Source organism: Paucibacter sp. DJ2R-2 (genome assembly GCF_025717675.1).
Lineage (GTDB): Bacteria > Pseudomonadota > Gammaproteobacteria > Burkholderiales > Burkholderiaceae_C > Paucibacter_A.
Genome location: NZ_JAJIRT010000014.1, coordinates 48,137 through 72,697 on the forward strand (window position 1 = coordinate 48,137; position 24,561 = coordinate 72,697).

The 24,561-nt window shown below is 66.2% G+C and carries 23 protein-coding genes; 7 read left to right on the top strand and 16 right to left on the bottom strand.

The features are described 5' to 3' along the window. Together LNV28_RS23195 and LNV28_RS23200 are read left to right on the top strand one after the other, a co-directional pair. Complete coding sequence (locus tag LNV28_RS23195) at positions 1–2,316, top strand: ATP-binding protein (protein WP_263518089.1); 2,316 nt, start codon at positions 1–3, stop codon at positions 2,314–2,316. Positions 2,317–2,422: 106 nt separating this feature from the next. Continuing rightward, positions 2,423–3,220: a substrate-binding periplasmic protein gene (locus LNV28_RS23200; RefSeq protein WP_263518088.1), complete on the top strand. Its 798-nt coding sequence runs from the start codon at positions 2,423–2,425 to the stop codon at positions 3,218–3,220. Positions 3,221–3,408: 188 nt separating this feature from the next. Here the strand turns inward: LNV28_RS23200 and LNV28_RS23205 are convergent, their stop codons facing one another. The 15 genes from LNV28_RS23205 to LNV28_RS23275 all read right to left on the bottom strand — a co-directional run bounded on the left by LNV28_RS23205 (position 3,409) and on the right by LNV28_RS23275 (position 19,135). Next, a complete protein-coding gene (locus LNV28_RS23205) occupies positions 3,409–5,034 on the bottom strand; it encodes an ABC transporter substrate-binding protein (RefSeq protein WP_263518087.1) in 1,626 nt (541 codons plus the stop codon). Positions 5,035–5,114: 80 nt separating this feature from the next. Further along, positions 5,115–5,390 (bottom strand): hypothetical protein, encoded by a 276-nt coding sequence (locus tag LNV28_RS23210; RefSeq protein ID WP_263518086.1) that lies wholly within the window; start codon positions 5,388–5,390, stop codon positions 5,115–5,117. A 151-nt stretch (positions 5,391–5,541) separates the two neighbouring features. After that, positions 5,542–5,817 (bottom strand): hypothetical protein, encoded by a 276-nt coding sequence (locus LNV28_RS23215; protein ID WP_263518085.1) that lies wholly within the window; start codon positions 5,815–5,817, stop codon positions 5,542–5,544. Positions 5,818–5,850: 33 nt separating this feature from the next. Continuing rightward, the gene (locus LNV28_RS23220; RefSeq protein ID WP_263518084.1) at positions 5,851–6,915 is read right to left on the bottom strand and encodes an HD domain-containing phosphohydrolase; all 1,065 of its coding nucleotides are present in this window, start codon (positions 6,913–6,915) and stop codon (positions 5,851–5,853) included. Further along, positions 6,912–10,127, bottom strand: coding sequence for a PAS domain-containing protein (locus LNV28_RS23225; RefSeq protein WP_263518083.1), 3,216 nt, complete (start codon positions 10,125–10,127; stop codon positions 6,912–6,914). The genes LNV28_RS23220 and LNV28_RS23225 overlap by 4 nt, the downstream gene beginning before the upstream one ends. 44 nt (positions 10,128–10,171) lie before the next feature. Continuing rightward, a complete protein-coding gene (locus LNV28_RS23230; RefSeq protein ID WP_263518082.1) occupies positions 10,172–11,338 on the bottom strand; it encodes an FIST signal transduction protein in 1,167 nt (388 codons plus the stop codon). A 155-nt stretch (positions 11,339–11,493) separates the two neighbouring features. After that, positions 11,494–12,012: a hypothetical protein gene (locus LNV28_RS23235; protein ID WP_263518081.1), complete on the bottom strand. Its 519-nt coding sequence runs from the start codon at positions 12,010–12,012 to the stop codon at positions 11,494–11,496. Positions 12,013–12,024: 12 nt separating this feature from the next. Next, positions 12,025–12,969: an agmatinase gene (gene speB / locus LNV28_RS23240; RefSeq protein WP_411970016.1), complete on the bottom strand. Its 945-nt coding sequence runs from the start codon at positions 12,967–12,969 to the stop codon at positions 12,025–12,027. Positions 12,970–13,135: 166 nt separating this feature from the next. Next, positions 13,136–13,594, bottom strand: a complete 459-nt coding sequence (locus LNV28_RS23245) for a hypothetical protein (RefSeq protein WP_263518079.1) — start codon at positions 13,592–13,594, stop codon at positions 13,136–13,138. A 107-nt stretch (positions 13,595–13,701) separates the two neighbouring features. Then, positions 13,702–14,679, bottom strand: coding sequence for a peptide ABC transporter ATP-binding protein (locus tag LNV28_RS23250; RefSeq protein WP_263518078.1), 978 nt, complete (start codon positions 14,677–14,679; stop codon positions 13,702–13,704). Further along, on the bottom strand, positions 14,669–15,664 hold the full coding sequence (locus LNV28_RS23255; RefSeq protein ID WP_263518077.1) for an ABC transporter ATP-binding protein: 996 nt from the start codon (positions 15,662–15,664) through the stop codon (positions 14,669–14,671). The genes LNV28_RS23250 and LNV28_RS23255 overlap by 11 nt, the downstream gene beginning before the upstream one ends. A 3-nt stretch (positions 15,665–15,667) precedes the next feature. Beyond that, positions 15,668–16,606 (bottom strand): ABC transporter permease subunit, encoded by a 939-nt coding sequence (locus LNV28_RS23260; RefSeq protein ID WP_263518076.1) that lies wholly within the window; start codon positions 16,604–16,606, stop codon positions 15,668–15,670. A gap of 4 nt (positions 16,607–16,610) precedes the next feature. After that, on the bottom strand, positions 16,611–17,621 hold the full coding sequence (locus tag LNV28_RS23265; RefSeq protein WP_263518075.1) for an ABC transporter permease: 1,011 nt from the start codon (positions 17,619–17,621) through the stop codon (positions 16,611–16,613). 155 nt (positions 17,622–17,776) lie between these two features. After that, entirely contained in the window at positions 17,777–18,088 is a 312-nt protein-coding gene (locus LNV28_RS23270; protein WP_263518074.1) for a hypothetical protein, read from the bottom strand. Positions 18,089–18,223: 135 nt separating this feature from the next. Beyond that, a complete protein-coding gene (locus LNV28_RS23275) occupies positions 18,224–19,135 on the bottom strand; it encodes an N-acetylmuramoyl-L-alanine amidase (RefSeq protein ID WP_263518073.1) in 912 nt (303 codons plus the stop codon). A 543-nt stretch (positions 19,136–19,678) separates the two neighbouring features. On the opposite strand from LNV28_RS23275, the gene LNV28_RS23280 reads away from it, so the two are divergent. From LNV28_RS23280 to LNV28_RS23300, 5 genes are all read left to right on the top strand, one after another. After that, positions 19,679–20,470 carry a phosphoribosyltransferase-like protein gene (locus LNV28_RS23280; protein ID WP_263518072.1) on the top strand — a complete coding sequence of 264 codons (792 nt, stop codon included), beginning with the start codon at positions 19,679–19,681 and terminating at the stop codon, positions 20,468–20,470. Further along, entirely contained in the window at positions 20,457–20,846 is a 390-nt protein-coding gene (locus LNV28_RS23285) for a hypothetical protein (RefSeq protein ID WP_263518071.1), read from the top strand. Before LNV28_RS23280 ends, LNV28_RS23285 begins: the two co-directional genes overlap by 14 nt. A 192-nt stretch (positions 20,847–21,038) precedes the next feature. Continuing rightward, positions 21,039–22,154, top strand: a complete 1,116-nt coding sequence (locus tag LNV28_RS23290; RefSeq protein ID WP_263518070.1) for a reverse transcriptase family protein — start codon at positions 21,039–21,041, stop codon at positions 22,152–22,154. Between the two features lie 188 nt (positions 22,155–22,342). Continuing rightward, positions 22,343–22,912, top strand: coding sequence for a GNAT family N-acetyltransferase (locus tag LNV28_RS23295; protein WP_263518069.1), 570 nt, complete (start codon positions 22,343–22,345; stop codon positions 22,910–22,912). A gap of 113 nt (positions 22,913–23,025) precedes the next feature. Next, positions 23,026–23,784 carry an SOS response-associated peptidase gene (locus tag LNV28_RS23300; protein WP_263518068.1) on the top strand — a complete coding sequence of 253 codons (759 nt, stop codon included), beginning with the start codon at positions 23,026–23,028 and terminating at the stop codon, positions 23,782–23,784. A 20-nt stretch (positions 23,785–23,804) separates the two neighbouring features. Here LNV28_RS23300 and LNV28_RS23305 read toward each other — a convergent pair whose 3' ends face one another. Then, positions 23,805–24,425 carry an IMPACT family protein gene (locus tag LNV28_RS23305; RefSeq protein WP_263518067.1) on the bottom strand — a complete coding sequence of 207 codons (621 nt, stop codon included), beginning with the start codon at positions 24,423–24,425 and terminating at the stop codon, positions 23,805–23,807. Positions 24,426–24,561: the final 136 nt, after the last annotated feature.

The following is a 24,561-nucleotide window of genomic DNA, read 5'->3' on the forward strand; positions in this document are numbered from 1 at the left end:
ATGGATTTCAGCGTTCGCGATGAGGTGCTCAAGGTCTGGGAAGCCGAGCTGGATGAACCGGCCTGGTCGCTGCCGATCTCGCGCCGCCTTGCCCTGGCCTGGCATCTGCGCCAGCGCAACAGCCGCCGTGCCCGCCTGCTGGCCGAGCAGGCCCGGGCCGCCTTGGCCGCCAGCCCCGAAGGCAGCAAGGAATGCACAGAAAGCGCCTGGCTGGACTTGCTGGATGCAGAACTGCTGCTCTTGCAGCAGATCGAACTGCTCGCCGCCCAGCGCCAGGCGCAGCTGGCCCTGGCGGTGTTCGAGCGCCTGGGCGATGCGCTCGGCCGCTGCGAAGCCTGGCTGACCCTGGCTCGGGTGGACATCGCCCAAGGGCGCAGCCATGAGGCCATCGCCTCCTTGGGGCAGGCGACCCTCGCCGCGCGCGCCGGCGGCGACGAAGAGCGCGCCCAGGTGACTGAGTTGATGTCCGCGCTGTTCCTGACCTATATCGACCCGGTGCGTGGCCGCCAACATGGCGCACCGAGCGACGCCGAGTTGGCCGGCATGAGCCCGGCCGTGGCCGCCTGGGCCCATGAGCTGCGTGGCACCCTGGCGGCTCAGGCCAGCGACTACGGCCATGCTGCGGCCGAACGCATGAGTGCTATGCAGCTGGGTCTGTTGACCGGCCAGCTCAGCCGCGCCATTGCCGCCGGCTTCAATGCCGCCGATGCTCTGAACAGCCTCAACGAGCATGAGCTGGCCCTGCAGTGGATGGAAAAAGCTCTGGCTCTGGCGCGCCAGCATGAGCTGCCGCTGAGCACCGGCCACGGCCTGGCCCAGATGGGCGAGACCCTGCGCCGCCTGGGCCGGCTGGAGCCGGCGCGCAGCAGCCTGCAAGACGCGCTGCAGCTGCTGCGCCGGCTGCCGCCGGGGCGCAATTTCTGCATCGCCCTCAAATACTGGGCCGACCTCTGCCTGGACCTCGATGAGCTCGATGGCGCCCAGGCGGCGCTGGCCGAGCTGCTGCCCTTGACGCTGCGCCAGGCCCACCCGGACCTGCACATCCACGCCTGCCGCGCCCTGGCCCAGCTGCACTCCCGCCAAGGCCATGTCGCGGCGGCCCTGCAATTGGCGCAGGAAGCTCTGGAGGGCGCGCGCCAGACTGGCCATGTGCTGCGCCAGATCGAGAGCCTGCGTGCCCTGGCCGAGCTGCACAGCCAGCATGGCTTGAACGGCCCAGCCGGAGAGGCGCCGGGGCAGGCCGCGCTGCAGCTGCTGGAGCAAGCCCTGGCCCTGGCGCACAGCATGGCCGGCTATCTGGTGCCGGGCGAGCTCTTCGAGGCCCTGGCCGAGGAGCACCGCAAGCAGGGCGATGTGGACCTTGCTTACCAGCTGATCCGCCAGGCCTCGGGCGCGCGCCTGAAGATCCAGAGCGACGCGGCCAACAAGCGCCTGCTGGCCTTGCAAGTGCTGCACCAGACCGAACGCGCCCTGGCCGAGGCCGAGCATCTGCGCCAGCTGGCCGAGGAGCAGGCACGGCGGTCCGAAATGCTGGCACGCACCCAGGCCCAGCTGCTGCAGCAGGAGCGTCTGGCTTCCTTGGGCCGCCTGGTGGCCGGCGTCGCCCATGAGCTGAACACGCCGATCGGCAATTGCCTGCTGGCCGCCAGCACCTGGCAGGAGCGCACCTTGCAACTGGCCGTGCAGGCCGAATCACGCAGTATGAAGCGCAGCGATCTGGAGCGTTACTTCAGCGACGCCGAAGCCTCGGCCGATCTGCTCTTGCGTGGTCTGCAACGTGCCGCCGAGCTGGTGCGGCAGTTCAAGCAACTGGCGCGCGACCCGGGGGGCGAGCCGCTGCAGCGCTTTGCCGTGCTGCCTCTGTGTCAGCTCATGCTGGCCGGCTTCCGCGACGCGGCGGCTGCGGCTGGCGTCGAGCTGAGCCTGGAGGCGCCCGAGACCGAGATCGTCCTGCAAGGCCAGCCTTCGGCCTTGCAGCAGGTGCTGCAACAGCTGCTGGACAACGCCTTAATCCATGCCTTTGTGGGCCGCGAGCGCGGCCGCCTGTGCCTGCGCTTGCTGCCGGACGGCGCCCAGGGCTTGCGCCTGCAGGTGCAGGACGATGGCGTGGGCATCGCGTCCGAGCACCTGGGCCGGGTCTTCGACCCCTTCTTCAGCACCCGCTTCGGCCAGGGCGGCAGCGGCCTGGGCCTGCACATCGCCCACCACCTCGCCACCGCCGTGCTCGGTGGCAGCTTGGCGGTGCAGAGCGAACTGGGCCAGGGCAGCTGCTTCGAACTCCGCCTGCCTCCGCCTGGTGTGATGACGGGCGAATGACGGGTGCTTCGGCGGCCGCGATGCCGGTTCGCCTCGGCATGGCGCTATGCTGGCCGCCGGCGTCACGCCCGCGGTGCTGTGGACGTGTCAGAACAAGGAGTGCAATGTGCAACGCAAGCTGAGGCTGGCGATTCCGATGTGTGGACTGTTTCTCGCGGCCAGCGTGGCTTCGGCTGTGGCTTTGACAACGGCGCCGGAGCGGCTGTTCGTTACCGAATCGTTTCCGCCCTACACCTTCGTGCAGAACGGTGAGCCGGCCGGCCCCATGGTCGATGTGCTCAAGGCGACCTGTGCCAGCCTGGGCTGGTCCTGTCGCATCGAGCTGTTGCCTTGGCGGCGCGCCCTGGCCATGGCCGAGCGCGGCCAGGCCGATGGCTTGTTCACCTTGCTGGACACGCCGCAGCGCCAGGCCCTGGTGCGCGCCTCCCTGCCGGTGCTGGATGCCCGCTACAGCGTGTTCGCGCGTGCCGGCCAAGCCTTTTCCTACACCGGCGCGGATTCCCTGGCCGGTCATCAGATTGGCGTCTACGGGCCTTCGGGCAGCTCGATCAGCCTGAAGACCCTGATCGAGGGCCAGAGCGCGGCCGAGCCGGCACAGCTGGTGCTGGAACCCGACAACCTGACCGTGCTGCGCAAGCTCATCAGCGGCCGCTACGGCCCTGACGGCCTGGCCTTCATGAACGAGAACGTGGCCCTCTGGCTGCTGCGCGAGTATGGCCTGACCGGCCTGCAGGCGGCCGGCGTGGCCAAGCAGTTCAGCTACAGCTTCGGCCTGGTCCGGCAGCGCGTCAGCGCCACCGACTTCAAGCGCTTCAATGCGGCCCTGGGCGAACTCTGCCGCAGCGGCCGCACGGCCGAGCTGATCCGCCCCTATGCCTTGCCGGCCTCGCCCTGCTCGAAGTGAGCGCTGCGAGCTTCAGCAGTCGGCACAAAGCAGCCGAATACAAAAGGCAACCACAGAGGCGCAGAGGCACAGAGAAATACAAAGCTGAATTGGTTTTAGCTCTGTGCCTCTGCGCCTCTGTGGTTGCATTTGAGTTTCAGCAATGTGCCGAACCCTGACGATCCTGGTTGGGCCGTCGCGCGTGTCGCTTACTTGCGCTGCACGTTCTCGAAATCGACGCTGCCGTTCGGCGCCATGATGAAGCCGCTGACGTCGCGGCGCACCGGCATGTAGATGGCCGAGTGGGCCATGGTGATCCAGGGGCGCTCGCGTTTGAAGATCTCCTGTGCCTTTTCGTAGGCCGCCTGGCGCTTCTTGGCGTCGGGGGTGGCGCGGGCGGCGTCGATCAGGGCATCGAATTCCTTGTTGCAGAACTTGATGCCGCTCTGGTTGGCGGCGCAGCTGAGATTGGGCGTCAGGAACTCGTCGGCATCGCCGGTTTCGCCGCTCCAGCCGCTCATATAGACGCTGTGCTCGCCTTGGTTGGCGCGCTTGAGGTACTCGCCCCACTCGTAGGTCTTGATGTTGGCCTTGACGCCGATCTTGGCCCAGTCCTGCTGGATCAGCTGGGCCATCAGCTGGCCATTGGGGTTGGTGGGCCGGGCCACGGGCAGGGCCCAGAGGTCCAGCTCCAGGCCCTTGGCGTGGCCGGCCTTGGTCAGCAGCTCGCGGGCGCGGGCCGGGTTGTACTCGTTCTTGAGCTTGCTGTTGTAGCCGGGAATGGAGGGCGGGAAAGCGCTGACCGCCTGCAGCGCATCACCGCGCGGGAACAAGGCCTTGAAGATGGCGTTGCGGTCGATGGCGATGTCCAGGGCCTCGCGCACCTCGCGTTGGTCGGTGGGCGCCTTCTTGAGATTGAAGGACAGGTAGGAGATGTTCAGCGCCTGGGTCTTCATGACCGTGATGTCGGGCTTGCCGTCGAGCGCGGCCAGGTCCACGTCGCGCAGGGCCGCAGCCACCTGGCATTCGCCCGCCACCAGCTTCTGCACCCGCACATTGGCCTCGCGGCTGATGCTGAACACCAGGGCGCCGGCCTGCTTGCTGCCCCAGTACTCGGGGTGGGGCTCCATGCGCAGCACATCGTCCTTGGTGTAGGACTTGAAGCGATAGGGCCCGGTGCCGACCGGCTGGTTGTTGATCTGGTTGGCGCGGCCTTGCTTGAGCAACTGGGCGCCGTACTCGGCCGAATGAATCGAGGCCCAGACCATGGCCAGATTGCTGGCGAAGCTGGCATTGGCCTGCTTCAGACGGAAACGCACGGTGTGGTCGTCCACCCGGTCCAGGCCCTCGACCATCTGCGCCAGGCCCATGTTCTGCGGGTAGACGAAGGTGGCCGGAAAGGCCTTGTTGAAGGGGTGCTCGGGGTTCAGGAAACGGCCGAAAGTGAACAGCACATCGTCGGCGTTCATCGCCCGGCTGGGCGTGAAGCCGGCGGCCTTGTGGAACTGCACGCCGCGGCGCAGGGTCAGCGTCAGGGTCTTGGCGTCGGGCGACATCTGCCAGGCCGTGGCCAGCTTGGGCACCAGTTCGGTGCTGCCGCGTTTGAAGGCCAGCAGGCCCTGGAACATCTGCCGGTTGGCGTTGTTGGTGGTCGAACTGTCCCAGAGGCCGGGGTCAAAGCCCTCGGGGCTGGCGTCGGCGCAGAAGATCAGGGGCTTGGCCGCCAGGGCGCTGCTGGGCAGCAGGGCGGCGGCCAGGGCCAGGCTCAGGGCGGCCGTGGCGGGCAGGGTCGTGTGCAGCGGAAGGCGCGGGCAGAAGCGGCGTGTCGGGCTCATTGCGGGCAGGGTAGCGGGGTCAGAAAAGGACTATAGCCCCCGCCATGGTCACAGCGGCTCGCCGCTGCCCGGCGCTGATTTCAGCGCGAGCGCACGTCCGGCGGCGGCGCCCGCAGGGAGTCGGCTGCCTCGCGGCTGGCTTCGCCGCGTGCCTTGGCTTCGGCAATATTGTGGCAACGCGTCACGCTGAAGCGCGTGGCCGTGGGCGTTTCGGTGCCGCAGGCGTACTCGACCTTGCTGCTGCCGATCTCGGTGTAGTTGCCGGGCTTGGGCGGCTCATAGCTGCCGCAGGCGCTCATCAGCAGCACGGTGGCCAGGGTCAGGGCAGGGCAAGCGAGGCGGCGAAGCGGATGCATGGCAAGAATCTCCTGAGCCAGGTGCTCGCAGCTAACGCGTCATTGCGAGGCCTGCCCGGTGGCTCATGGGATTCGATCCGGGCGGCGCGATTCTGACCGATCTGGCCGACCTTTGCATGTGAGGTTCGGGAAAACTCGCTGTGAGCGCGGCTCAGCTGGGCGATCTGCGCCACAAGACCAGGGAACCGGGCTCGAATGTCTGCGCCTCCAGCTCGTTGAAGCGCAGCGAGGCCTCGCGTTCCCAGAGCGAGCGCCCGGCCAGCTGGGCCGCCACTGTGCGGCCATCCGGGCTTTGCAGCAGCAGCAGGCTGCCCAGCGGCGGCAGCTGTTGCTCGGACTCGAACTCGCCCTCCAGCGCATACCAGGTGCGGGCGGGGCGGTCTCCGATCTGGACCTGGAAACTCTCGGCAATGGTGAGGCGGTACATGGGGCTGCGGTCAAGAGGCGGGCGACGTGGGGCTCAGGTGAACAAGGTGTCCTCGTCCTGGAAGCGCGCGCGGATGTCCAGCACCGCGTCCCAGTGCTCGAAGAAGACGCGCACGCAGTCCGGGTCGAAATGGCTGCCGGACTGGGCTTGGATGTGGGCGGCTGCATCCCGAAGCTCCCAGGCCGGCTTGTAGGGGCGGGCCGAGGTCAGGGCGTCGAAGACATCGGCCACGGCAACGATGCGGCTGAAAATCGGGATGTCGCCGCCGGCCAGGCCGGCCGGATAGCCGCTGCCGTCGAACTTCTCGTGGTGGCCCAGGGCGATCGAGGCGCCGGCCTGCAGGATGGCGGATTTGCTGTCTTTGAGGATCTCATAGCCATAGGCGGCATGCTGCTTCATCAGCTCGAATTCCGCCGGGCTCAGGCGACCGGGCTTGAGCAGGATGCTGTCGCTGATGCCGACCTTGCCGATGTCGTGCAGAGGCGCGGCCTGCAGCAGCAGGTCCTGCTCGGCCTCGCTCAGGCCCAGGCCTTGAGCGATCAGGCGTGAGTAGTGCGCCATGCGCAGGATGTGGGCGCCGGTTTCGGGGTCGCGGTACTCGGCCGCCTTGGCCAGGCGGATCACGGTCTCGCGCTCGCGTTCCAGGATCTCGGCCGTGGCCTTGCGTACCTCCTCGGCCAGCCAGGCGGCCCGGTCGTCGAGCTTGTGGCGCATCTCGCTCATGGCCAGCAGATTGGCGCAGCGGGCCAGGAACTCGACCCGGTCCACTGGCTTGATCAGAAAGTCGGAGGCGCCGACATTGAGCGCCCGGTAGCGCACCTGCTTCTGGTCGTTGGCGGTGATCATCAAAATGGGCACCGCCTCTTTGCCGGGCGTGGCCCGCAGGCGTTCGATGAACTCGACGCCGTCGAGCTCCGGCATCATGTAGTCGACGATGATCAAGTCCGGCTCATGGCTCTGCGCCCAGGCCAGGCCTTCGCTGGCCGAGCTGAAGGACTTGGCCTCGCCCGCGCCCAGCTTGGCCACCAGGGCTTCGAACAGGGCGATATTGATCTCGCTGTCGTCGACGATCAGGATGTGGCGTTGGCTGTACTTCATGGGGATGATTCGGTTGGGGCCAAAGCGGCCAGGGCTTGCACGACCTTGTCGACTTCCACAGCCACGGCCTGCACGCACTCGGCCAGGCCTGCAGTGCGGCGATGTTCGGCGCCGTCCTCGATCTGCCGGGCCAGCTCGACCGCCGGCCGTGCGCCGAACATGCCGAGTGTGCCCTTGAGGGCGTGGCCCCCATGCATCAAGGTGTCCCAGTCCTGCTCGGCCAGGGCCGTCTGCATTTTTTCCAGGTCCTGCGGCCAGCGCCGGATGAAGATGGCGCGCACGATGTGCACCACGTCCTGGTCGACCTCGGCCAGGGCCTGGGCGTAGTCGAAATCGGGCGCGGCGGCGCTCGCGCGCTGCCGCTCGGCGCCGTCTGCGTTGGTCGGAAGCGCGGCCGGCTTGTGGCCTTTGTTCACCACATAGCGCTGCACCAAGCGCTGGAACTCTTTCACGTCGATGGGCTTGGACAGGTAGTCGTCCATGCCGGCGGCCAGGCAGAGCTCGCGGTCGGCCGGCGTGGCGCGCGCGGTCATGGCGATCACGGGCGTCCGTTCGCCCGGCCGCTGCTGCGCTTCCAGGGCGCGGAAGCGGCGGGTGCTCTCCAGGCCGTCGAGCACCGGCATCATCATGTCCATCAGCACCAGGTCAAAGCGGCGCCGGGCCAGCTGCTCCAGGGCCAGCTGGCCGTTGTCGGCCATGCTGACGCGGTGGCCCCAGCGCTGCAGCAGGGCGCAGGCCAGCTGCTGGTTGACCGGGTGGTCCTCAACCAGCAGCACCTCCATCTGCGGCTGCTCGCCCGGCAGGGCCGTGCCGGCCAGCAGGGCGCCCAGGCTGTCCTGGATGCGCTGGGCTTCCGGCAGCTCGCCGCCGGCGGCGGGCTCAGGTGCGCTGGCAAAGGGCAGGACGAAATTGAAACTGCTGCCTCGGCCCAGTTCGCTGTCCACCCAGATGCTGCCGCCCATGGCCTCGACCAGGCGCGCCGAGATGGTCAGGCCCAGGCCGGTGCCGCCGTAGCGGCGCGTGATGCTGCTGTCTTCCTGCGAGAAGGCGTCGAAGATGGACTGCAGCTTCTCGGGCGGGATGCCGATGCCGGTGTCGCTGACGGTGAACAGCACGCTCGGCGGCACGTCCGCCTCGGCCCCGGCCGCCAGGCTGACCCGCAGCACCACCTCGCCATGCTCGGTGAACTTGATGGCATTGCCGATCAGATTGATCAGCACCTGGCGCAGCCGCCCGGGGTCGCCCAGCACCTGGCTCGGCAACTCGGGGGCCAGCGAGCAGACCAGCTCCAGGCCCTTGTCATTGGCGCGCAGGGCCAGGGTCTTCAGCGTGTCGGCCACGCTGCGGCCGAGCTCGAAGGGGATGTGTTCGATCTGCAGCTTGCCGGCTTCGATCTTGGAGAAGTCGAGGATGTCGTTGATCACCCGCAGCAGCGATTCCGCCGAACTTTGCACGATGCTCAGGTACTCGCGCTGGTTGGCTTCCAGCGGGCCGTCCAAGGCCAGCTCGGCCATGCCGATGATGCCGTTCATGGGCGTGCGGATTTCGTGGCTCATATTGGCCAGGAAGTCGCTCTTGGCGCGGTTGGCGCTTTCCGCCCCTTCTTTGGCGCGGCGCAGCTCCTCGGACACGCGCTTGGCCTCGCTGATGTCGGCCAGATAGCCGTTCCAAAGCACGCCGCCATCGGCCGCCCGCTTGGGCTGGGCCTCGCCATGGACCCAGACGGTCTCGCCACTGAGCTTGTGGCGCAGGCGGAAGTCCAGGGACCAGGGGCGCAGGTCCGTGGCCGAGTTGTCGAACACGCGCTTCAGCTGGGCCGCTTCCTCCGGCGCCAGGCAGGCCAGCAGCAGCCGGGTGTCGCTCATGGCCTCCTCGGGGCTGACGCCGCAAATGCGCTCAAGCGCGCGGCTGCAGAAGGGGATGGCGTAGCGCGCGCCCACCGAGCGGTGGGCCTGGAACACTGCCACCGGGATGCTGTCGGTGATGTCGCGCAGGCGCGCGCCGGCTTCCTTGAGCTGGCTGACGTCCTGCCAGATGCCGGTGTAGACGATGGAGCCGTCATCGGCCAGCTCGGCCTCGGGCCGGATCTCGGCGCGCAGCCAGCGTTCCTGCCCATCGGGCAGGATGATCTTGTAGTCCTCGCGCCAGGGGCCGCGCTGCGCGGCCGCTTGCAGCACGCCCTGGACGCAGCGTTCGCGGTACTCGGGCGCAATCTGGGCTGCCGAGATGCGGCCGTCAGCCAGCAGTGCCGCCGGCTCCAGGCCGCGCACCTCCTTGAGCCGGTCGCTGACAAAGGTGAAATGGGTTTGGCCGGTGCGCACATTGACGCGGCAGCGGTAGACCACGCCGGGCACGGTGTTGGTGATGTGGCGCAGCCGCGCCTCGGCGGCCTTGATGGCGGCCTCCATGGACTTGCGCTCGGTGATCTCGGTGCGGATGGCGATGAAGCGCTCCGGCTCACCGGACGCGCCCTTCAGCGGCACGATGGTGGCCTGCACCCAGTAGAGGTGGCCGGCCTTGGCGCGGTTGCAGACATCGCCGTGCCAGACCTCGCCGCTCAAGATGGTGGCCCAGAGGTTCTCGAAAAAGCTGAGCGGGTGGTGGCCCGAGTTGATCATGCGGTGGTTGCGGCCGAGCAGCTCGGCGCGGCTGTAGCCGCTGATCTGGCAGAACTTGTCGTTGACGTAGCTGATGTTGCCGGCCAGGTCGGTGATGCTGACGATGCCATGCTGGTCGAGCGCGAACTGCTGCAATGCCAGCTCGCTCAGGGCGTCCTGCAGCTCCTGCTGGCTGATCTCGCGCTGGTGCACCAGCTCGGACATCAGCTGCGACAGCGCTTCCAGATTGTTGTCGTCATGCAGGGGCGGCAGCGCCGTGCCGGTAGTCTGCAGCAGGCCTTGCGCCGTGCTGCGCAGCGATTCGATGGCCCGGGTGCGGCTGGCCAGTTCGCTGCGCAGGCGGTCGTTGCTGCCGCTCAGCTCGACCGAGCTGAGCTCCAGGCTGCGGGTCTTGAGGTCGAGGTCGCGGTCGCTCTGCTCGTAGGCCCCGTCCACCCGGTCAAAAAAACTGCCCAGGCCGCCCAGCAGCCGCGCCGCGGCCGGCGACAGGCCCGGCTGCAAGGACAGCTGCAAGAGCTCCTGCAGCAGCGCGGGCAGCTGCTGCTCCTCGCTGCCCAGCAGGCGCTTGATCTGGCGAGCCAGTAGCTTGTGCATAGAAGGGCCGAGAGTCGATCGATCCAGAAGGGGCGGCGCCGGCCTCAGGGCCGCTCGCCGAGGTAGGTGATGGTCATGGTCTGGTTGTGCAGCTTGCACTCCAAGTTGCCGGTGAAGGGGCTGATCTCGCCGTTGGAATAGAAACCCGTCAGCACGGCCGATTGGCCGAAGACGTCGGCCACGGCCTCGATCTCTTCCTCCACCCGCTCACCCATCACCAACTTGCGGCCGACGCAGCTGACCAGCAAGGCCAGGCCCTGGCCGCCGGCCTGGGCCACGGCGGCGGCTTCGGCCGCGGCTTGAGCGGCCGCCTCGGCGCCGTCCACCAGAGCATCGGTGCTGGCGTGCATGAGCTTGAGGTAGCCCTCGGGGTCGATGTCACCGGCCAGGGTCAGGCTGCCCACGGCCTCGTCGATGCCCAGGATGGTGCGGATCAGACCGACCTCGCTGTGGTCGCTGCCCAGCATGGCGAAGGGAAACAGCAGGCCGGAGGCCGGCAGGTCCTTGGCGTAGTCGCCCAGGTAGCGCTTGTAGACCGCCAGGGCCGGTTCGCCGTCCAGCTCGAACAGCACATTGCCCTCGCAGCGCGTGACGCGCCGCGCCGGGCCGAAGGGCGACCAGCCGCCGAAGGATCCGTGCGAAAACAGCAGCGCCTCGCCATAGAGGCCGACGCAGACCAGCTGGTCATTGCGCACACCGGCGCTGTTGAGCACCCAGGTCTCGCTGAAGGCCGCGGCGTCGCCGGCCAGGCCGCCGGTGATGGGCAGGTCCGGGCCCAGCACTTCGACCATGCCGGCGATCAGGGCGCTGCCATTGACCGCCACGCCCTGGCCCAGCAGCAGCACCGCGCGCAGGCCGGCCCGCGGCAGTTGCTCGGCCAGGCGGCGGCCGGCGGCTTGCGAGTCGGCCATGCCCAGCAGCTGGGTGCTGGCCTCGATGGCGCGGCTGGGCGCGCTGCCCTCTCGGGCCTCGAAATGCAGGGCGGTCAGCACGCAGCTCTGGTCGCTGACGCCGTCTTTGGAAATCTCGCCGGCCGTGGAGCAGCCGATGCGCAGGGCCTGGGGAAAACGGGCCGCCAGCGGTTCGGCCAGGCGCTGCAACAAGGGGATGGCGCTGAAGGCCAGCAGCAGATCGGGGGGCTCCGGCTGCCAGGCCGCCAAGGCGGCGCTCATATCGTCGTGCTCACGCAGGGTGATTTGAGAGACCTTCATGCAGCGCTTCCTTGGTGGCGTGGGAGTGGCGCGATGGCTGGTGGCCATGCGAGTGGCGAACCATTTTGCATGAGCTGGGGCAGGGGGATTCGGTACAGATGGCCGGTGTTCCCGGAAAACCAGCAATGCTGCGCACTTGTGCGCCGGCGGCGGCTTCAGCGCTTCGCTTCGGCCAGGGCGGCCCAGTCCGGCCAGCTCTGCGCCCGGCCCGGGCAAGCGACCGCGCCGGCCGGCCAAGGCCAGTCGCGCGCCAGCCAGGCCTGCAGCGTGCTCAGCACCTGGTCCTCGCTCAAGACCTTCAGCCCCGCCTCGCTGAGCCAGAAGAACAGCTGGGCCCGGAAGCGCTCACGCCGTGCGTCATGTTCCAGCCGCGACTTGATGGGCTTCAGGTAGAGACAGCCCAGATAGTCCTGGCCCTCGGCTGAGAACAGGGCGTAGTTGAAAGCGCGCCGTTCTTCGAACTCGGCGGCATGGCGCTGCAGATCGGCCAGGTTCTCCGCGAAGCTCAGCGCGGCGGAAGGCCAGCCATTGTCGGGGCCGAAGACATGGCGGATGCGCTCGGCGCTGCCGCGCACGGCGGCGAAATCGGCTTCGGCATGCTCGGGCGCCAGCTTTTCAAGCCGGAAGCCCGCCAGCGCCACGCGCGCTTCGGGTGTGAAGTTGTTCAGCAGCATGGCCTCAGTGCATCAAGGCATTGAGCGCGCCAGCCGCGCGCACAGATAGGTCCAGACAAACTGGGCGGCCGCATAACTGGTCAATTCGGCGTGGTCGTAAGGCGGAGAAACTTCCACGCAGTCCATGCCGACGAAGTTGAGTTGGGGCACCAGCTCTTCGAGGATGCTGAAGACCTGGTTGCTGCTCATGCCGCCGGGCTCGGGTGTGCCGGTGCCGGGTGCGAAGGCGGGGTCCAGGCAGTCGATGTCCAGGCTCAGGTAGACGGGCGGGTGGCCGTGGGCGGCCATGCGCTCGCGCACCTGCTGCAGCAGCGGCGCCAGCTGGGCGGGGCTGTCCAGGCCGCGCAAGGCGCGGGCGTTGTAGATCAGGCCGCCCTGGTCGGCCACATACTCGCGCGCCTCGCGCTGGCCGGCCGAGCGGATGCCGAACTGCACAAAGCACTCGGGCCGCACCAGGCCTTCCTGAATCGCCTCATAGACCCAGGTGCCGTGGCCGCTGGGCTCGCCGAAATGGTCGACCCAGGTGTCGCAATGCGCATCGAAATGGATCACCGCCAGCGGCTGGCCCTGCTGCGCCCGGTAGGCGCGCAGCAAAGGAAGGGTGATGCTGTGGTCGCCGCCCAGCCAGACCATGTGCTGGCGCGCGATCAGCGGGGCGATCAGCGGCACCATGGCCGCGCGCATGGCCTCCAGGCTGGTGTTGGGCAGGGCCAGATCGCCGTGGTCGTGGAGCTGGCCCTCGGGCGTGGTGTCGAACAGCGGGTGGATGCCGTCGCACAGCATCTGGCTGGCTTGGCGGATGGCCGAGGGCCCGAAGCGCGCGCCCGGCCGGTTGGTGACGCAGCCGTCCCAGGCGATGCCGGCGAGGCCGAAGGGCGTGTCGCTGCTACCTTGTTGGGAGGGCGACAAGCCCATGAAGGCGTTCTGGCTGAGAAAAGCAAAGTGGCTCATCGTCATCGCTCCGTCCAACAAACAAGGGCTTGAGCTTGAGCGCTTTCTACTGCGCGACTGTCATGCGTCGTTGGTCCGGTGCTCGGAATCCTCACGTACAGGAAGTACGTTCCGGTTCCTGTGCTCCGTCCGCCTAGCCTGACAGCCGCTCGCTACGAAAACGCTCAAGCTTTTAAGGGCAGATCCAGAGGAAGAGGCGGTGGCCTTGTGCGACTGCGGTCGCGGAGAACGCAGCCAAGTCCGCCACCAGAAACTCCAGCGCCTCGGCTTCCCAATGCGGGCGGCGCTCGGCTTCGGCCGTCAGCCAGGCGCGGGCCAGGGCGGGGAACTGGTCTTCCGAGAGCTGGGCCAGCAGGGTGCCCAGCTCCTCGGGCAGGGCCACCAGCCAGGGGTCGCCTTGCTCGCCGGCCGGGCCCACGCGCTCAAAATCTTGCATGGCGTGGCTCAGCGCCGCCGGGGCGGCGTCCATGGCACCGGGCAGGGCTTGCTGCTTGAGGATCAGGCGCAGGCTGGCCCATTGCGTGGGCTCGACGCCCGAGACCTCCAGCGTGGGCCAGATGTTGGCGTGGCCCGGGGTGTGGGGAATCACGGTCGCGTCTTCGGCGGAGGCGGCGATCAGGTCGGTCAGCATGGCTTGAGTGAGGCTTGGGTGTGGGATGCGCAAATAGTTGGCTGCGCAACAAAGGCAAATTGTCGGTGAAAGCCGAGCCTAGGGTTCTCGGCCGGGCTTGCCGCGCTTCAGACCTGGTGGCAGGCCACCTGCCGCCCGTCCACCTCACGCAGCACCGGAGCCTCTTGCGCACAACGCGCCACCGCCATCGGGCAGCGCTTGTGGAAGGCGCAGCCGCTGGGCGGGTTCAGCGGGCTGGGCAGCTCGCCCTTGAGCAGCACGCGCTCGCGCCGGTCGGCCGCGTGCAGGGCCGGCGTGGCACTCATCAGTGCGCGGGTGTAGGGGTGCAGGGGCTGGGCAAAGATGCGGCGCTTCTCGCCCAGCTCCACCGCGCGACCCAGGTACATCACCATCACCTCGTCGGCCACATGCTCGACCACGCTGAGGTTGTGGGAGATGAAGACATAGCTGGTGCCGGATTGCTCCTGCAGGTCCATGAAGAGGTTGAGGATCTGCGCCTGGATGGACACATCCAGGGCCGACACCGGCTCGTCCGCCACGACGATGCGCGGCTGCAGAATCATCGCCCGGGCAATGGCAATGCGCTGGCGCTGGCCGCCGCTGAACATATGCGGGTAACGCGCCAGATGCTCGGGGCGCAGGCCCACCTGGGTGATCAAGGCTTCGATGCGCTCGCGCCGCTCGGCTTTGCTGAGCGCGGTGTTGATCAAAAGCGGCTCGTCCAGCGTGGCGGCAATGCTCTTGCGCGGGTTGAGCGAGCTGAAGGGGTTCTGGAACACCATCTGCACCTGCTGGCGCAGCGCCTTCAGGCGCGCACCGTCGGCGTCGGCCGTGGCCTCGCCGCCCAGCAGCAGGCGGCCGGCGCTGGGTGGCTCGATCAGGGTCAGCTGGCGCGCCAGGGTCGATTTGCCGCAGCCCGATTCGCCCACCACAGCCAAGGTTTGGCGCGGGCGAAGGCTGAAGCTGACGCCATCGAGCGCACGCACCGTGGCCTTGGGCTGGAACAGGCCCTGGCTGACGCGGTAGTGGCGGCTCAGGTTCTCGGCTTGCAGCAGCACCGGCTGGCTCACGTGTTCATTGCTCATGCTGCGCCTCCAATCGGGCCGCAGGCGGCAGCGGGAAGAAGCAGCGGACGCCATCGGTGCTGAGAGCCGGGCGCTCACTCCGGCAGCGCCCCTGCACCTGCGCGCAGCGCGGGCCCAGCAGGCAGCCGGCCGGGCGGTCCAGCGCGCCGGGCACGATGCCGGGCAGGGCGGCCAGTCGGCGGGCGCCGCGGTTGTGCTCGGGGATGGCGGCCAGCAGGGCGGCGGTGTAGGGGTGGCGCGGCGCGTCGAACAGGGCCGGCAGCGGGCCGGTCTCGACCACCTGGCCGGCGTACATCACGGCCACGCGCTGCGCCATCTCGGCCACCACGGCCAGGTCGTGGGTGATCATCAGCAAGCCCATGCCCTGCTCGCGTTGCAGGCGCAGCAGCAGCTCCATGATCTGGGCCTGGATGGTCACGTCGAGCGCTGTGGTGGGCTCGTCGGCGATCAGGAGCTTGGGGCCGCAGGCGATCGCCATGGCGATCATCACGCGCTGGTTCATGCCGCCCGAGAGCTGGTGCGGGTAGGCCTCGGCGCGGCGCGCCGCATCGGGGATCTCCACCAGCTCCAGCAGCTCCACCACCCGCTGCCTTGCGGCCGCGCCGCGCAGGCCCAGGTGCGTCTGCAGCACCTCGGCGATCTGCGCGCCCACGGTGTAGCTCGGGTCCAGGCTGGAGAGCGCGTCCTGGAACACCATGGCGATGTCGCGGCCGATCAGGCGGCGGCGTTCCCGCGCGTTCAAGCGCAGCAAGTCCTGACCCTGGAACTCCAGCCGGTCGGCGCTGACGCGGCCGGGCGCGTCCACCAGGCCCATCAAGGCCAGCATGGCCACCGATTTGCCCGAGCCCGATTCACCGACGATGCCCAGCAGCTCGCCCGGCGCCAGGCTCAGGTCCAGGCCGTCCACCGCCGGGAAGCGGCCGAACTCGACCCGCAGGTTCTCGATGCGCAGCAGGGGGGGCAGCACGCTTGCGTCCTCAGCCATGGCTCAGCGCGTCCGTTTCAGTTTGGGATCGAGCGCGTCGCGCAGGCCGTCGCCGATCAGGTTGATGCTCAGCACGCTGAACAGAATCGTCAGGCCCGGCAGCGTCACCACCCAGGGCGCGCGCTGCATATAGTCGCGCGCGGCGCTGAGCATGGTGCCCCACTCGGGCGTGGGCGCCTGCACGCCCAGGCCCAGAAAGCCCAGGCCGGCGGTTTCCAGGATGGCGGAGGAGAAACTCAGCGTCGCGTTGACGATCAGCGGCGCCATGCAGTTGGGCAGCACGGCGCTGAACATCAGGCGCAAGGGGCCGGCGCCGGCCACGCGGCTGGCGGTGACGTAGTCTTTGTGGATCTCGGCCAGGGCGGCGGCGCGTGTCAGCCGCGTGTAGCCGGGCAGGGCGCCGATGGCGATGGCGATCACCGTGTTCACCAGGCCCGGGCCCAGCACCGTGATCACGCAGATGGCCAGCAGCAGGCCCGGCAAGGCCAGCATGATGTCCATCACCCGCATGATGGCCGGCGACAGCCATTGCTGGTGAAACGCCGCCAGCAGGCCCAGCAGCACGCCCGGCAGCAAGGACAGCAGCACCGAGGCCAGGCCGATGCCCAGCGACACCCGCCCGCCATGCAGCAGGCGCGAGAGCATGTCGCGGCCCAGCTCGTCGGTGCCGAGCAGGAAGCGTGCGCTGCCGCCCTCGGCCCAGACCGGCGGCTGCAGCATGTGCTCGCGGTACTGCTCGATCGGGCTGTGCGGCGCCACCCAGGGCGCGAACAAAGCGGCCAGGGCGATCAGCGCGAACACGGCCAGCGCCGCCAGGGCGCCGCGGTTGGCGGCAAAGCCTTGCCAGAACTCGCGCAGCGGGCCGGGCGGCTGTTGCGAAAGCAGCTGCTCTTCTTCCTGTGCGCTTGGGGGCAGCGGTGTCGGTGTCGAGGGGGTCGTCATGTCGTCACCGTTCATTGCGGATGCGCGGATTGACCACGCCGTACAAGACATCGACCAGCAGGTTCACGCCGATGAAGGTCAGGGCCGAGATCAGGATGCCGGCCTGCACCACCGGGTAGTCGCGCCGGGCGATGGAGTCGATCAGCCATTTGCCGATGCCGGGCCAGGAGAAGATGGTTTCGGTCAGCACCGCGCCGGCCAGCAGGCTGCCGGTCTGCATGCCGATCACCGTCAGCACCGGGATCAGCGCATTGCGCAGGCCATGGCGCAGCACCACGCGCGCCGGGCTCAGGCCCTTGGCGCGGGCGGCGCGGATGTAGTCCTCGCGCAGCACCTCCAGCATGCTGGAGCGCGTCATGCGCGCCACCACCGCCATGGTGCTGGTGCCCAGCACGGTGGCCGGCAGCAGCAGGTGCAGGCAGGCCGAGCGGAAGGCGCCCTCCTCGCCCGAGAGCCAGCTGTCGATCAGCAAAAAGCCGCTGCGCACCGGCACGTCGTACTCGATGCCGATGCGGCCCGACACCGGCGTCCAGCCCAGCTGCACCGAGAAGAACATGATCAAGATCAGCCCCCACCAGAACACCGGCATGGAGTAGCCCACCGTGGCCACGCCCATCACGCCCTGGTCCAGCAGCGAGCCGCGCTTGAGCCCGGCCGTCACACCCAGCAGCAGGCCCAGGCTCACGGCCAGCAGCAGGGCCGCCAGGGCCAGCTCCACCGTGGCGGGGAAGAGAGCGGCGAACTCCTTGGCCACCGGCTCGCGGCTGACCAGGCTCTGGCCCAGGTCACCGCGCGCCAGCTGCGCCAGGTACTGGCCGTACTGCACATGCAGGGGCTGGTCCAGGCCCATGCGCGCCATCAGCTCCGCATGGGTGGCCGCGTCCAGGCGGCGCTCGCCCATCATGATCTCGATGGGGTCGCCCGGCACCAGCCGGATCAGGCCAAAGGCCACCAGGGTGATGCCCAGCAGCGTGGGCAGCAGGGTGGCGAGTCGCTTGAGCAGAAAGGTCAGCACGAGGGGGAGGTCGGGGGTGGGGCCGCTAGGGCTTGGCGAATGCCGAGCGCCTTGCGACGGTGGGCGTTTGCCAAGTCTTGTTGAGTTGGAATGCGACTACAAAGATACGGAGGAAGGCAAAGCAGAGAACAGCATCTTCTTGAAGGCCTCTGAGTCTATGTGCTTGAAGGTTGAATATGAGTCGAAAGCGGCAGCCTGGCGTCGCCAGGGGCGGCTGTCACTTGCGAACTTGTGGTGGCAGCCTTTTCTTCGCGCTGCTCGCCAATGGCGAACATGAGCGATACCACCGCAAGAGCGAAGGCCGAGCACACCAGACCTAGATACCAGCGCGAGGGCGTGTGTCCTTTCATGGCGGAATCCCAGACCTTGTGAAAGTTCCAATGGGTCTCCGTCGCGAGGATGTACAGAAGCAATGGAACCGCAGGGGCAATGAGGACGCCTGCGGCTACAAGAAAGTACGTAGACATCAAGTAGCTGCTCCCAGGGGCCAAATGGCCGCTCGGAACGATGTGAAGGTTGGGATTCGAATAGTCATGCGTCGCGTCATCGTCTCGCTCGGAATGGCTTTTGCACCCAGCCCGGTTCTGTAAGCCCTAACTTGGTCAGAAGCGCGAGCTCAGCGGCTTGGTCGGCTCGTTCGCTGGCGCCGCCATGGACTTGGCCAGCAGCATACCGCCCGGGCTGGTGGCCACATCGAGCAGGGCGGCGGTTTCGGCGTCCATCGCGCCGCTCCAGTCGCGCGGGCGGTACTTGCTCTGGAAGGTGGCAATCGTCGCCTTGGTCAGCTCGTCCTCGATGCCGCTGCGCGAGGTGCTGTAGCCCACGCGGGTCAGCTTGTCCTGGAACCAGGCCGCGTCTGGCGGCAGGGCAGCGTAGAGCGGAATCTTGGTCGCCACCTGCACCGCGTCGGGCCAGGGGATCAGCCCGGCATCGGCCAGCTGCTTCCAGGGGAAGCTCGGGCCCGGGTCCTGCTTGCGGCCGGGTGCGATGTCCGAGTGGCCGATGATGCGCTCGGGCCGGATGTTGTGGCGCTTGGCGATGTCGCGCACCAGGGCAATGATCTCGTCCACCTGCGCCTGCGGGTAGGGCGGGTAGACGCGGCCCAGCTCCGTGTCCTTGTAGCCGGGGTTGACGATCTCGATGCCGATGGACGCCGAGTTCAGATTGCTGTGCCCCGCCCAGAAGCTCGCCCCCGCATGCCAGGCCCGCCGGTTTTCATCCACCAACTGGTAAATCGCCGCCGGCTCGTCCCGCACCAGGTAATGCGCGCTCACCTGCCCGCCCGTGGCCAGCACCTTCAGCGATTTCTCCCAATCCAGCGCCGTGTAATGCAAGACGATGAACAGCGCCCGGCTGTCTTGCGCCACGGAGGTATACGTCCGGTCGATCTTGGGGCCGGCGGGTTCCGTTGGGGTGCTGGGTATCGTCGTCGCGCAGGCGCTGAGGAGCAGGGCGAGGGCGGCGGTCGGGAGGCTGAGGGAGAAACGGAGATGAGGGGGGCGGGGGAGCGTCATGGGAGGGCAATGGCGTCGGCTGGGGCGGGCGGGGGCGTCAAGGTGGCATTGTTGCCGAAGCGGGGCGGAACGCTTTTGTCCGAGACGCCCGTGCTCGGTCACCTTCAATGGAAGGCCGAGTAAGGAGCGAGGCTTTGAAAACTAGGGCTTGCCCCTCGGGCTTTGGGCCTGCGGTGAGGCGCAGATAGTTTTCTGGAACGGCGGACTCCGCCAGGCGCGCCCGTGGCAACACGGGCAGCCTTGATTCTGATGGATGACTGGTGCGCTGCGGCACAACCATGCGTTGAGAGCCAAGTGCGCGGTGAGTTCGGCGAGCGGGGATCTAAGTCTTGAGCGAGGAGAACAGTGCACTCTTGCGGTGCAGGGGCGCATGTTTGCTACTTGACGTGGGTGGCTAATGGGTGATCCTCGGCCATTTGTGAGTTTTCTTGGATACTGTTGCGGTACGCCGTCAGGTCAGTCGTTCCATTGAACTGGCCGAATAGCAGCATAAAGCCAGGGGATAAGGTGGATAAAAAGCCTGAAGAGTTCAGATTACGAGCGATGTTCAACACCATTCTGGAAGCACCCTGGCTACGAAAGCAGCGATTCGAGCATGGCTTAACCACGCTCCTCACGGATGCGGCCTCCGATGACGAGCTGGAGGCCGTACAACACGTCCTTAAGAATCTGAGCTATCACACCTCGGCTGACCTAGTTGCCGCAGCGGACGAAGCTGCTGCACAAATCTTGTCCGGCTGGTGCCTGGAGCCTAGAGACACGCTCGTTGTTGGTGTGGCAGAGCGTTCAAAAACATGCGGTTCTGGAGCGTACCTCAGGGCCATCGAATTGGCCCTTCCAAGGGAATGGGGGGCGCACAATGCCTTCTGGACCCCCTTTGATTCTGCTTTTCGCCAATCCCACGGCCGAGAGCATTTAGTGATTGTTGACGATTTCATTGGCACCGGTGAAAAGATCACCAATAAGGTCGCCGCTTTGAAGGCGAATCCAAAGACACGCAGCTACAACATCTATGTCTGCTGTTTTGCAGCAATGTCCAAAGGCGCTGCGAAAGTAGACGGGCTCGTGAATGGTGACCTCCTCGTTCATCACTATTTTGATAGATGCATTTCCGACAAAACCGTCGACCCGAAGAAGGCTTCCCTCGCCGCGGGGATGGGATCCCTTGAGGGCAAGATATTTAATCACCCAGGAAAGTACAGTTTCGGCTACATGCAAAGTGAAGCTGCTTTTTATTTAGAAGGATTCAATATACCCAACAATAACTTTCCTATTCTTTGGGTTGATGAGTATGCAGACAAGAAACCAAGAGCGCCCCTATTTGCCCGACGATGACTGGCTCGAAGAATATGAAGAGTCGGTGCGAATGGTTGCGCATCGACGTTTAATTTATTTTCTTTTTAGTGCCACGAAACCAACATCACTAGGTTTTCTGATGCGGCACTTGAAGATGCCGCTGACTGCGATTGCTCATTCGTTTTCTGCCTTGCGCGCGAAAGGGTATGCAACCGAAAGCGAAGACGGAATTGCACTAACGGTCGCCGGGCGCAAGTGGGCGATTCGAGAGCGGAAAGGGATCTTTTGGCCACGCGTCGTAGTGCGATACCAACGCTTGGAACAGCGGGACTCCTACACTCGTGACAACGGTCTCGCACCGAGGCTGTCTGTGCTGCCGGACAGTTTTCGATTGCCGAAGGACCTTGACTCGTGACTCGGCGATCAATATGATTTGCCCGCTTCGCCTGCTAGCGTGGGTGTATTCGCCCTCTTTCTTTGATGGCGGAATATGGTCCACTAGTAGGACTCACGAGTACATGAGTCCTACTAGTCGCCACTCTGTGGCGAGCAGCTAAATTCTTTAGCTGCTGGTAAATATTTTGTTATATTTTGATATTGGTTAATAGTGGCAGGCGAAGCGCTCACAACAACTCTTGATTTCAATCGCTCCAGCAACGCGGCGCTCCTTGCTGCTGTTGCGGAGAGATACAAGGCCCCAAAAGTTATTGGGCGCTATACCGGCTACATCGAGAGCTTCTCAGGCAAGGGGCTTCCTGCCATATTGAGCTTTTCGCACTTGGCCTCCATGCTAGGCATGGACGGCGCCAAGCTGCATGCGATCTCCTTTGCAACACATCTCTTTTACCGGGAGTTTTCGATTCCCAAAAAGAGCGGTGGAAGCAGACGGATTTTAGCTCCGACACCGATACTTGATATCGCTCAGAGATGGGTCCTTAAACATGTGCTCACTACTGGATACCCCACGGTCGAAGAATGTGTTTCTGCTTACGCCAAGGGTAAATCGATATTGACGCATGTTCGACCTCACGTCGAAGCCGAACAACTAGTGAAGCTTGATTTCAAGGACTTCTTTCCGTCAATATCAACACATCAGATCTTTCGGGTATTTAACGACCTAGGATACACGGGGGCAGTATCAAGAACTCTTGCAGCATTGATGACCGTAAATGGCCGCCTACCTCAAGGTGCCGCTACTAGCCCGCTCCTAAGCAATATAGTTCTAGGTGAATTTGATGTGGCCACATCGACACTTTGCTCGGAACGGGGTTTGGCTTATACACGCTATGCCGATGACTTGGTGTTTTCAGGCAAAGATGTATCACACATCGCTTCAGCAGTTGACGAATTGGCTGAGTCTTTTGGATTTAGGCTAAATCATCAAAAAACCAAGCACTACGATAGCAAGGCAGAACCGCGTCATGTCACTGGGCTATTGCTGATTAATGGAGAAGTACGCCTACCGAAGGAGATGCGCCGGCGAATTAGGATGCAGTCCCACATCTTCATCAAGAATTTGCATTCCATTATTGACGGGGGGCAAGATGCATTCACCACTGAAGGCAAGAGTAACATTCATCACCGAGACAAGGTCGACGACTTGCTGTTCGCAGACAGAATTATTGGTCGACTGAAATATTGGAGTTGGGTTGAAAAAGATCACCCCTACCCCAAGATTGCGCTTAATAAGATTGACGCTATATTGCGCATGAGGCTGCAATAAGATTTACTTCGCAGTTCACCTATCCTTCGCGTAGGTCGTCATTTACTTCTCGACTTCGGGCGAGAGGGTCAGCCCCTAAATTCGAAGTCCCAGGCCGTTTTGCCCGGGGTGCCATTCGGCCTCTGACTGCCCAGCTTGCCGTTTCGCACGCCGCCCGGCTCTGACTGACCCCATCTGCTGAAGACGACATGCCCGACTTCCCCCTCCTCCAAACCCCACGCCTCCTCCTCCGCGAGATCACTGAGGCCGACGCCGAGGACCTGTTCCGCATTCACAGCGATGCGCGCCACATGGCCTGGTTTGGCAACGACCCGCTGACGGATTTGAGCGAGGCCAAGCGGCTGATTGCCACCTTCGCCAGTTGGCGGCAGTTGCCCAACCCCGGTGTGCGTTGGGGTCTGCAATTGAAAGACCAGCCCGGCCTGATCGGCAGCTGCGGCTTGTTCGCTTGGAACCGTGGCTGGAAGAAGTGCAGCTTGGGCTACGAGGTGGCGCCCGAGGTGGCGGGCCGGGGCCTGATGCGCGAAGCGCTGACGGCGGCACTCGACTGGGGTTTCGGCGAGGGCATGCAACTTCACCGGGTGGAGGCACAGGTCCACGAGGACAACGTGGCCTCGGTCGCCCTGCTGCAGCGCCTGGGTTTTGCCCAGGAGGGCCGCCAGCGCGAAGTCGCGTTCTGGGGCGGACGCCACCACGATCTTTTGCAGTACGGGCTGTTGGCTCGTGAATGGCGAGGCGCTGACAGCCAGGCCGACTGAGCGACCTTGATTGAAAGAGCAGCCCAGGAGGCAGAGAGCTTGGCGTGAACGCATGGCCAGCCCACCCTGGAGTTCCCGTGCTGGCGCTTTCTCCTCGCTACAGTCGCCCCACCATGTGCAATCTCTACAACGTCAGCCCCAAGGAAGAGGTCGAGCGGCATTTCCGGGTGGTGGTGAAAGCCGGCGGGGCGGGCGAAGAGGCCTACCCGCTGGCGCCGGTGGGGCCGTTCGGGCGCGGCCTGTTCATCCGGGCGGGCAGTACCGCCGCTGGAGGCGATGAACCTGGCCGCCAGGCCGTGATCGGCCAATGGGGCATGGTGCCGCCGCGCTCCAAGCAGCCACGGCCGGCGGGGCGGGCGATTCTGACGAACAACGCGCGGATCGAGTCGGTGGCCGAGCGGCCCACGTACCGCGATGCCTGGCTCAGCGGCCGGCGTTGTTTGATCCCGGCGCAGAGCTACCAGGAGCCCAACTGGGAGACCGGCCGCAACATCTGGTGGCCGCTGCGCCGCGCCGATGGCCTGCCTTGGGCGCTGGCCGGCATCTGGTCGGAGTGGCAGCACCCCGAGACGGGCGAGCTCATCCCCAACTATTCGATGCTGACGCTCAATTGCGACGCACACCCGCTGCTCAATCGCCTGCACAAGCCCGACCCGGCCCTGCCGCCGGACGCGCAGGACAAGCGCGCCGTGATGACGATACGGCCCGAGGACTGGCAGGCCTGGCTGCGCGGCTCGGTCAGCGAGGCGCAGGCCTTGCTGGCGGCGGAGCGCCTGCCGGCGCCGGAGGCGTTTGATCTGGGCCCGGCCGAGCACACCGATGCCTTGCTCTCCCGGCTGCGCGCAGGCCCGCCGCAGGGCAGCCTGTTCTGACGAGTTCAGCGTGACGAGATTTAGGCCTCGTCCGCCCCCTCATCCTTGAGCCAGCCAATGCGCCCCTGGCCCGACTCCTGCAGCCGCGCCAGCAGGGGCGCCACGGCAGGCAAAGGCAAAGCAAAGCGGAATTCGACCTGGCTGCCATGCTGCACGCCGAGCAGCTCGGCGCCGGCGCCTTCGATCTCGCGGCGCAGCAGGCCCTCAAACGCATAGGGCACGGTGCAGCGCAGGGTTTGCAGGGCGACGCGCGGCACTTTCTCGGCCTGCAGCAGGGCCTGGGCCACGCTGTCGGTGTAGGCGCGCACCAGGCCGCCGGCGCCGAGCTTGGTGCCGCCCCAGTAGCGCACCACGGTGGCCAGCACGCCCTCCAGATCCTGGTGGCGCATCACCTCCAGCATGGGCCGCCCGGCCGTGCCGCTGGGCTCGCCATCGTCCACCGCCGCCGACTGGCCGCCGGCCAGCAGGGCCCAGCACACATGCACAGCCGTGGGGTGCTGTTCCCGAAGCTCTTGCACCCGCGCCAGCGCCGCCTCGCGCCCGCTGCAGGGCTCGACGCAGCCGATGAAGCGGCTCTTCTTGATGATCAGCTCGCTGTGGACGGCCTGGGCGATGGAGAAGCTCGAAGGCGATGAAGACATGGGCGCTATTCTCGCGGCAGGGCTGGGCGAGCACGGCGCAAGCGCCGCGCAAATGGCCGGCGAGACGGGTGCAGAAGTGTGGGGCACCGGCTGAACCCATACGCCTCAGCCCAGGAGACGGGTCTGCCACCCCATC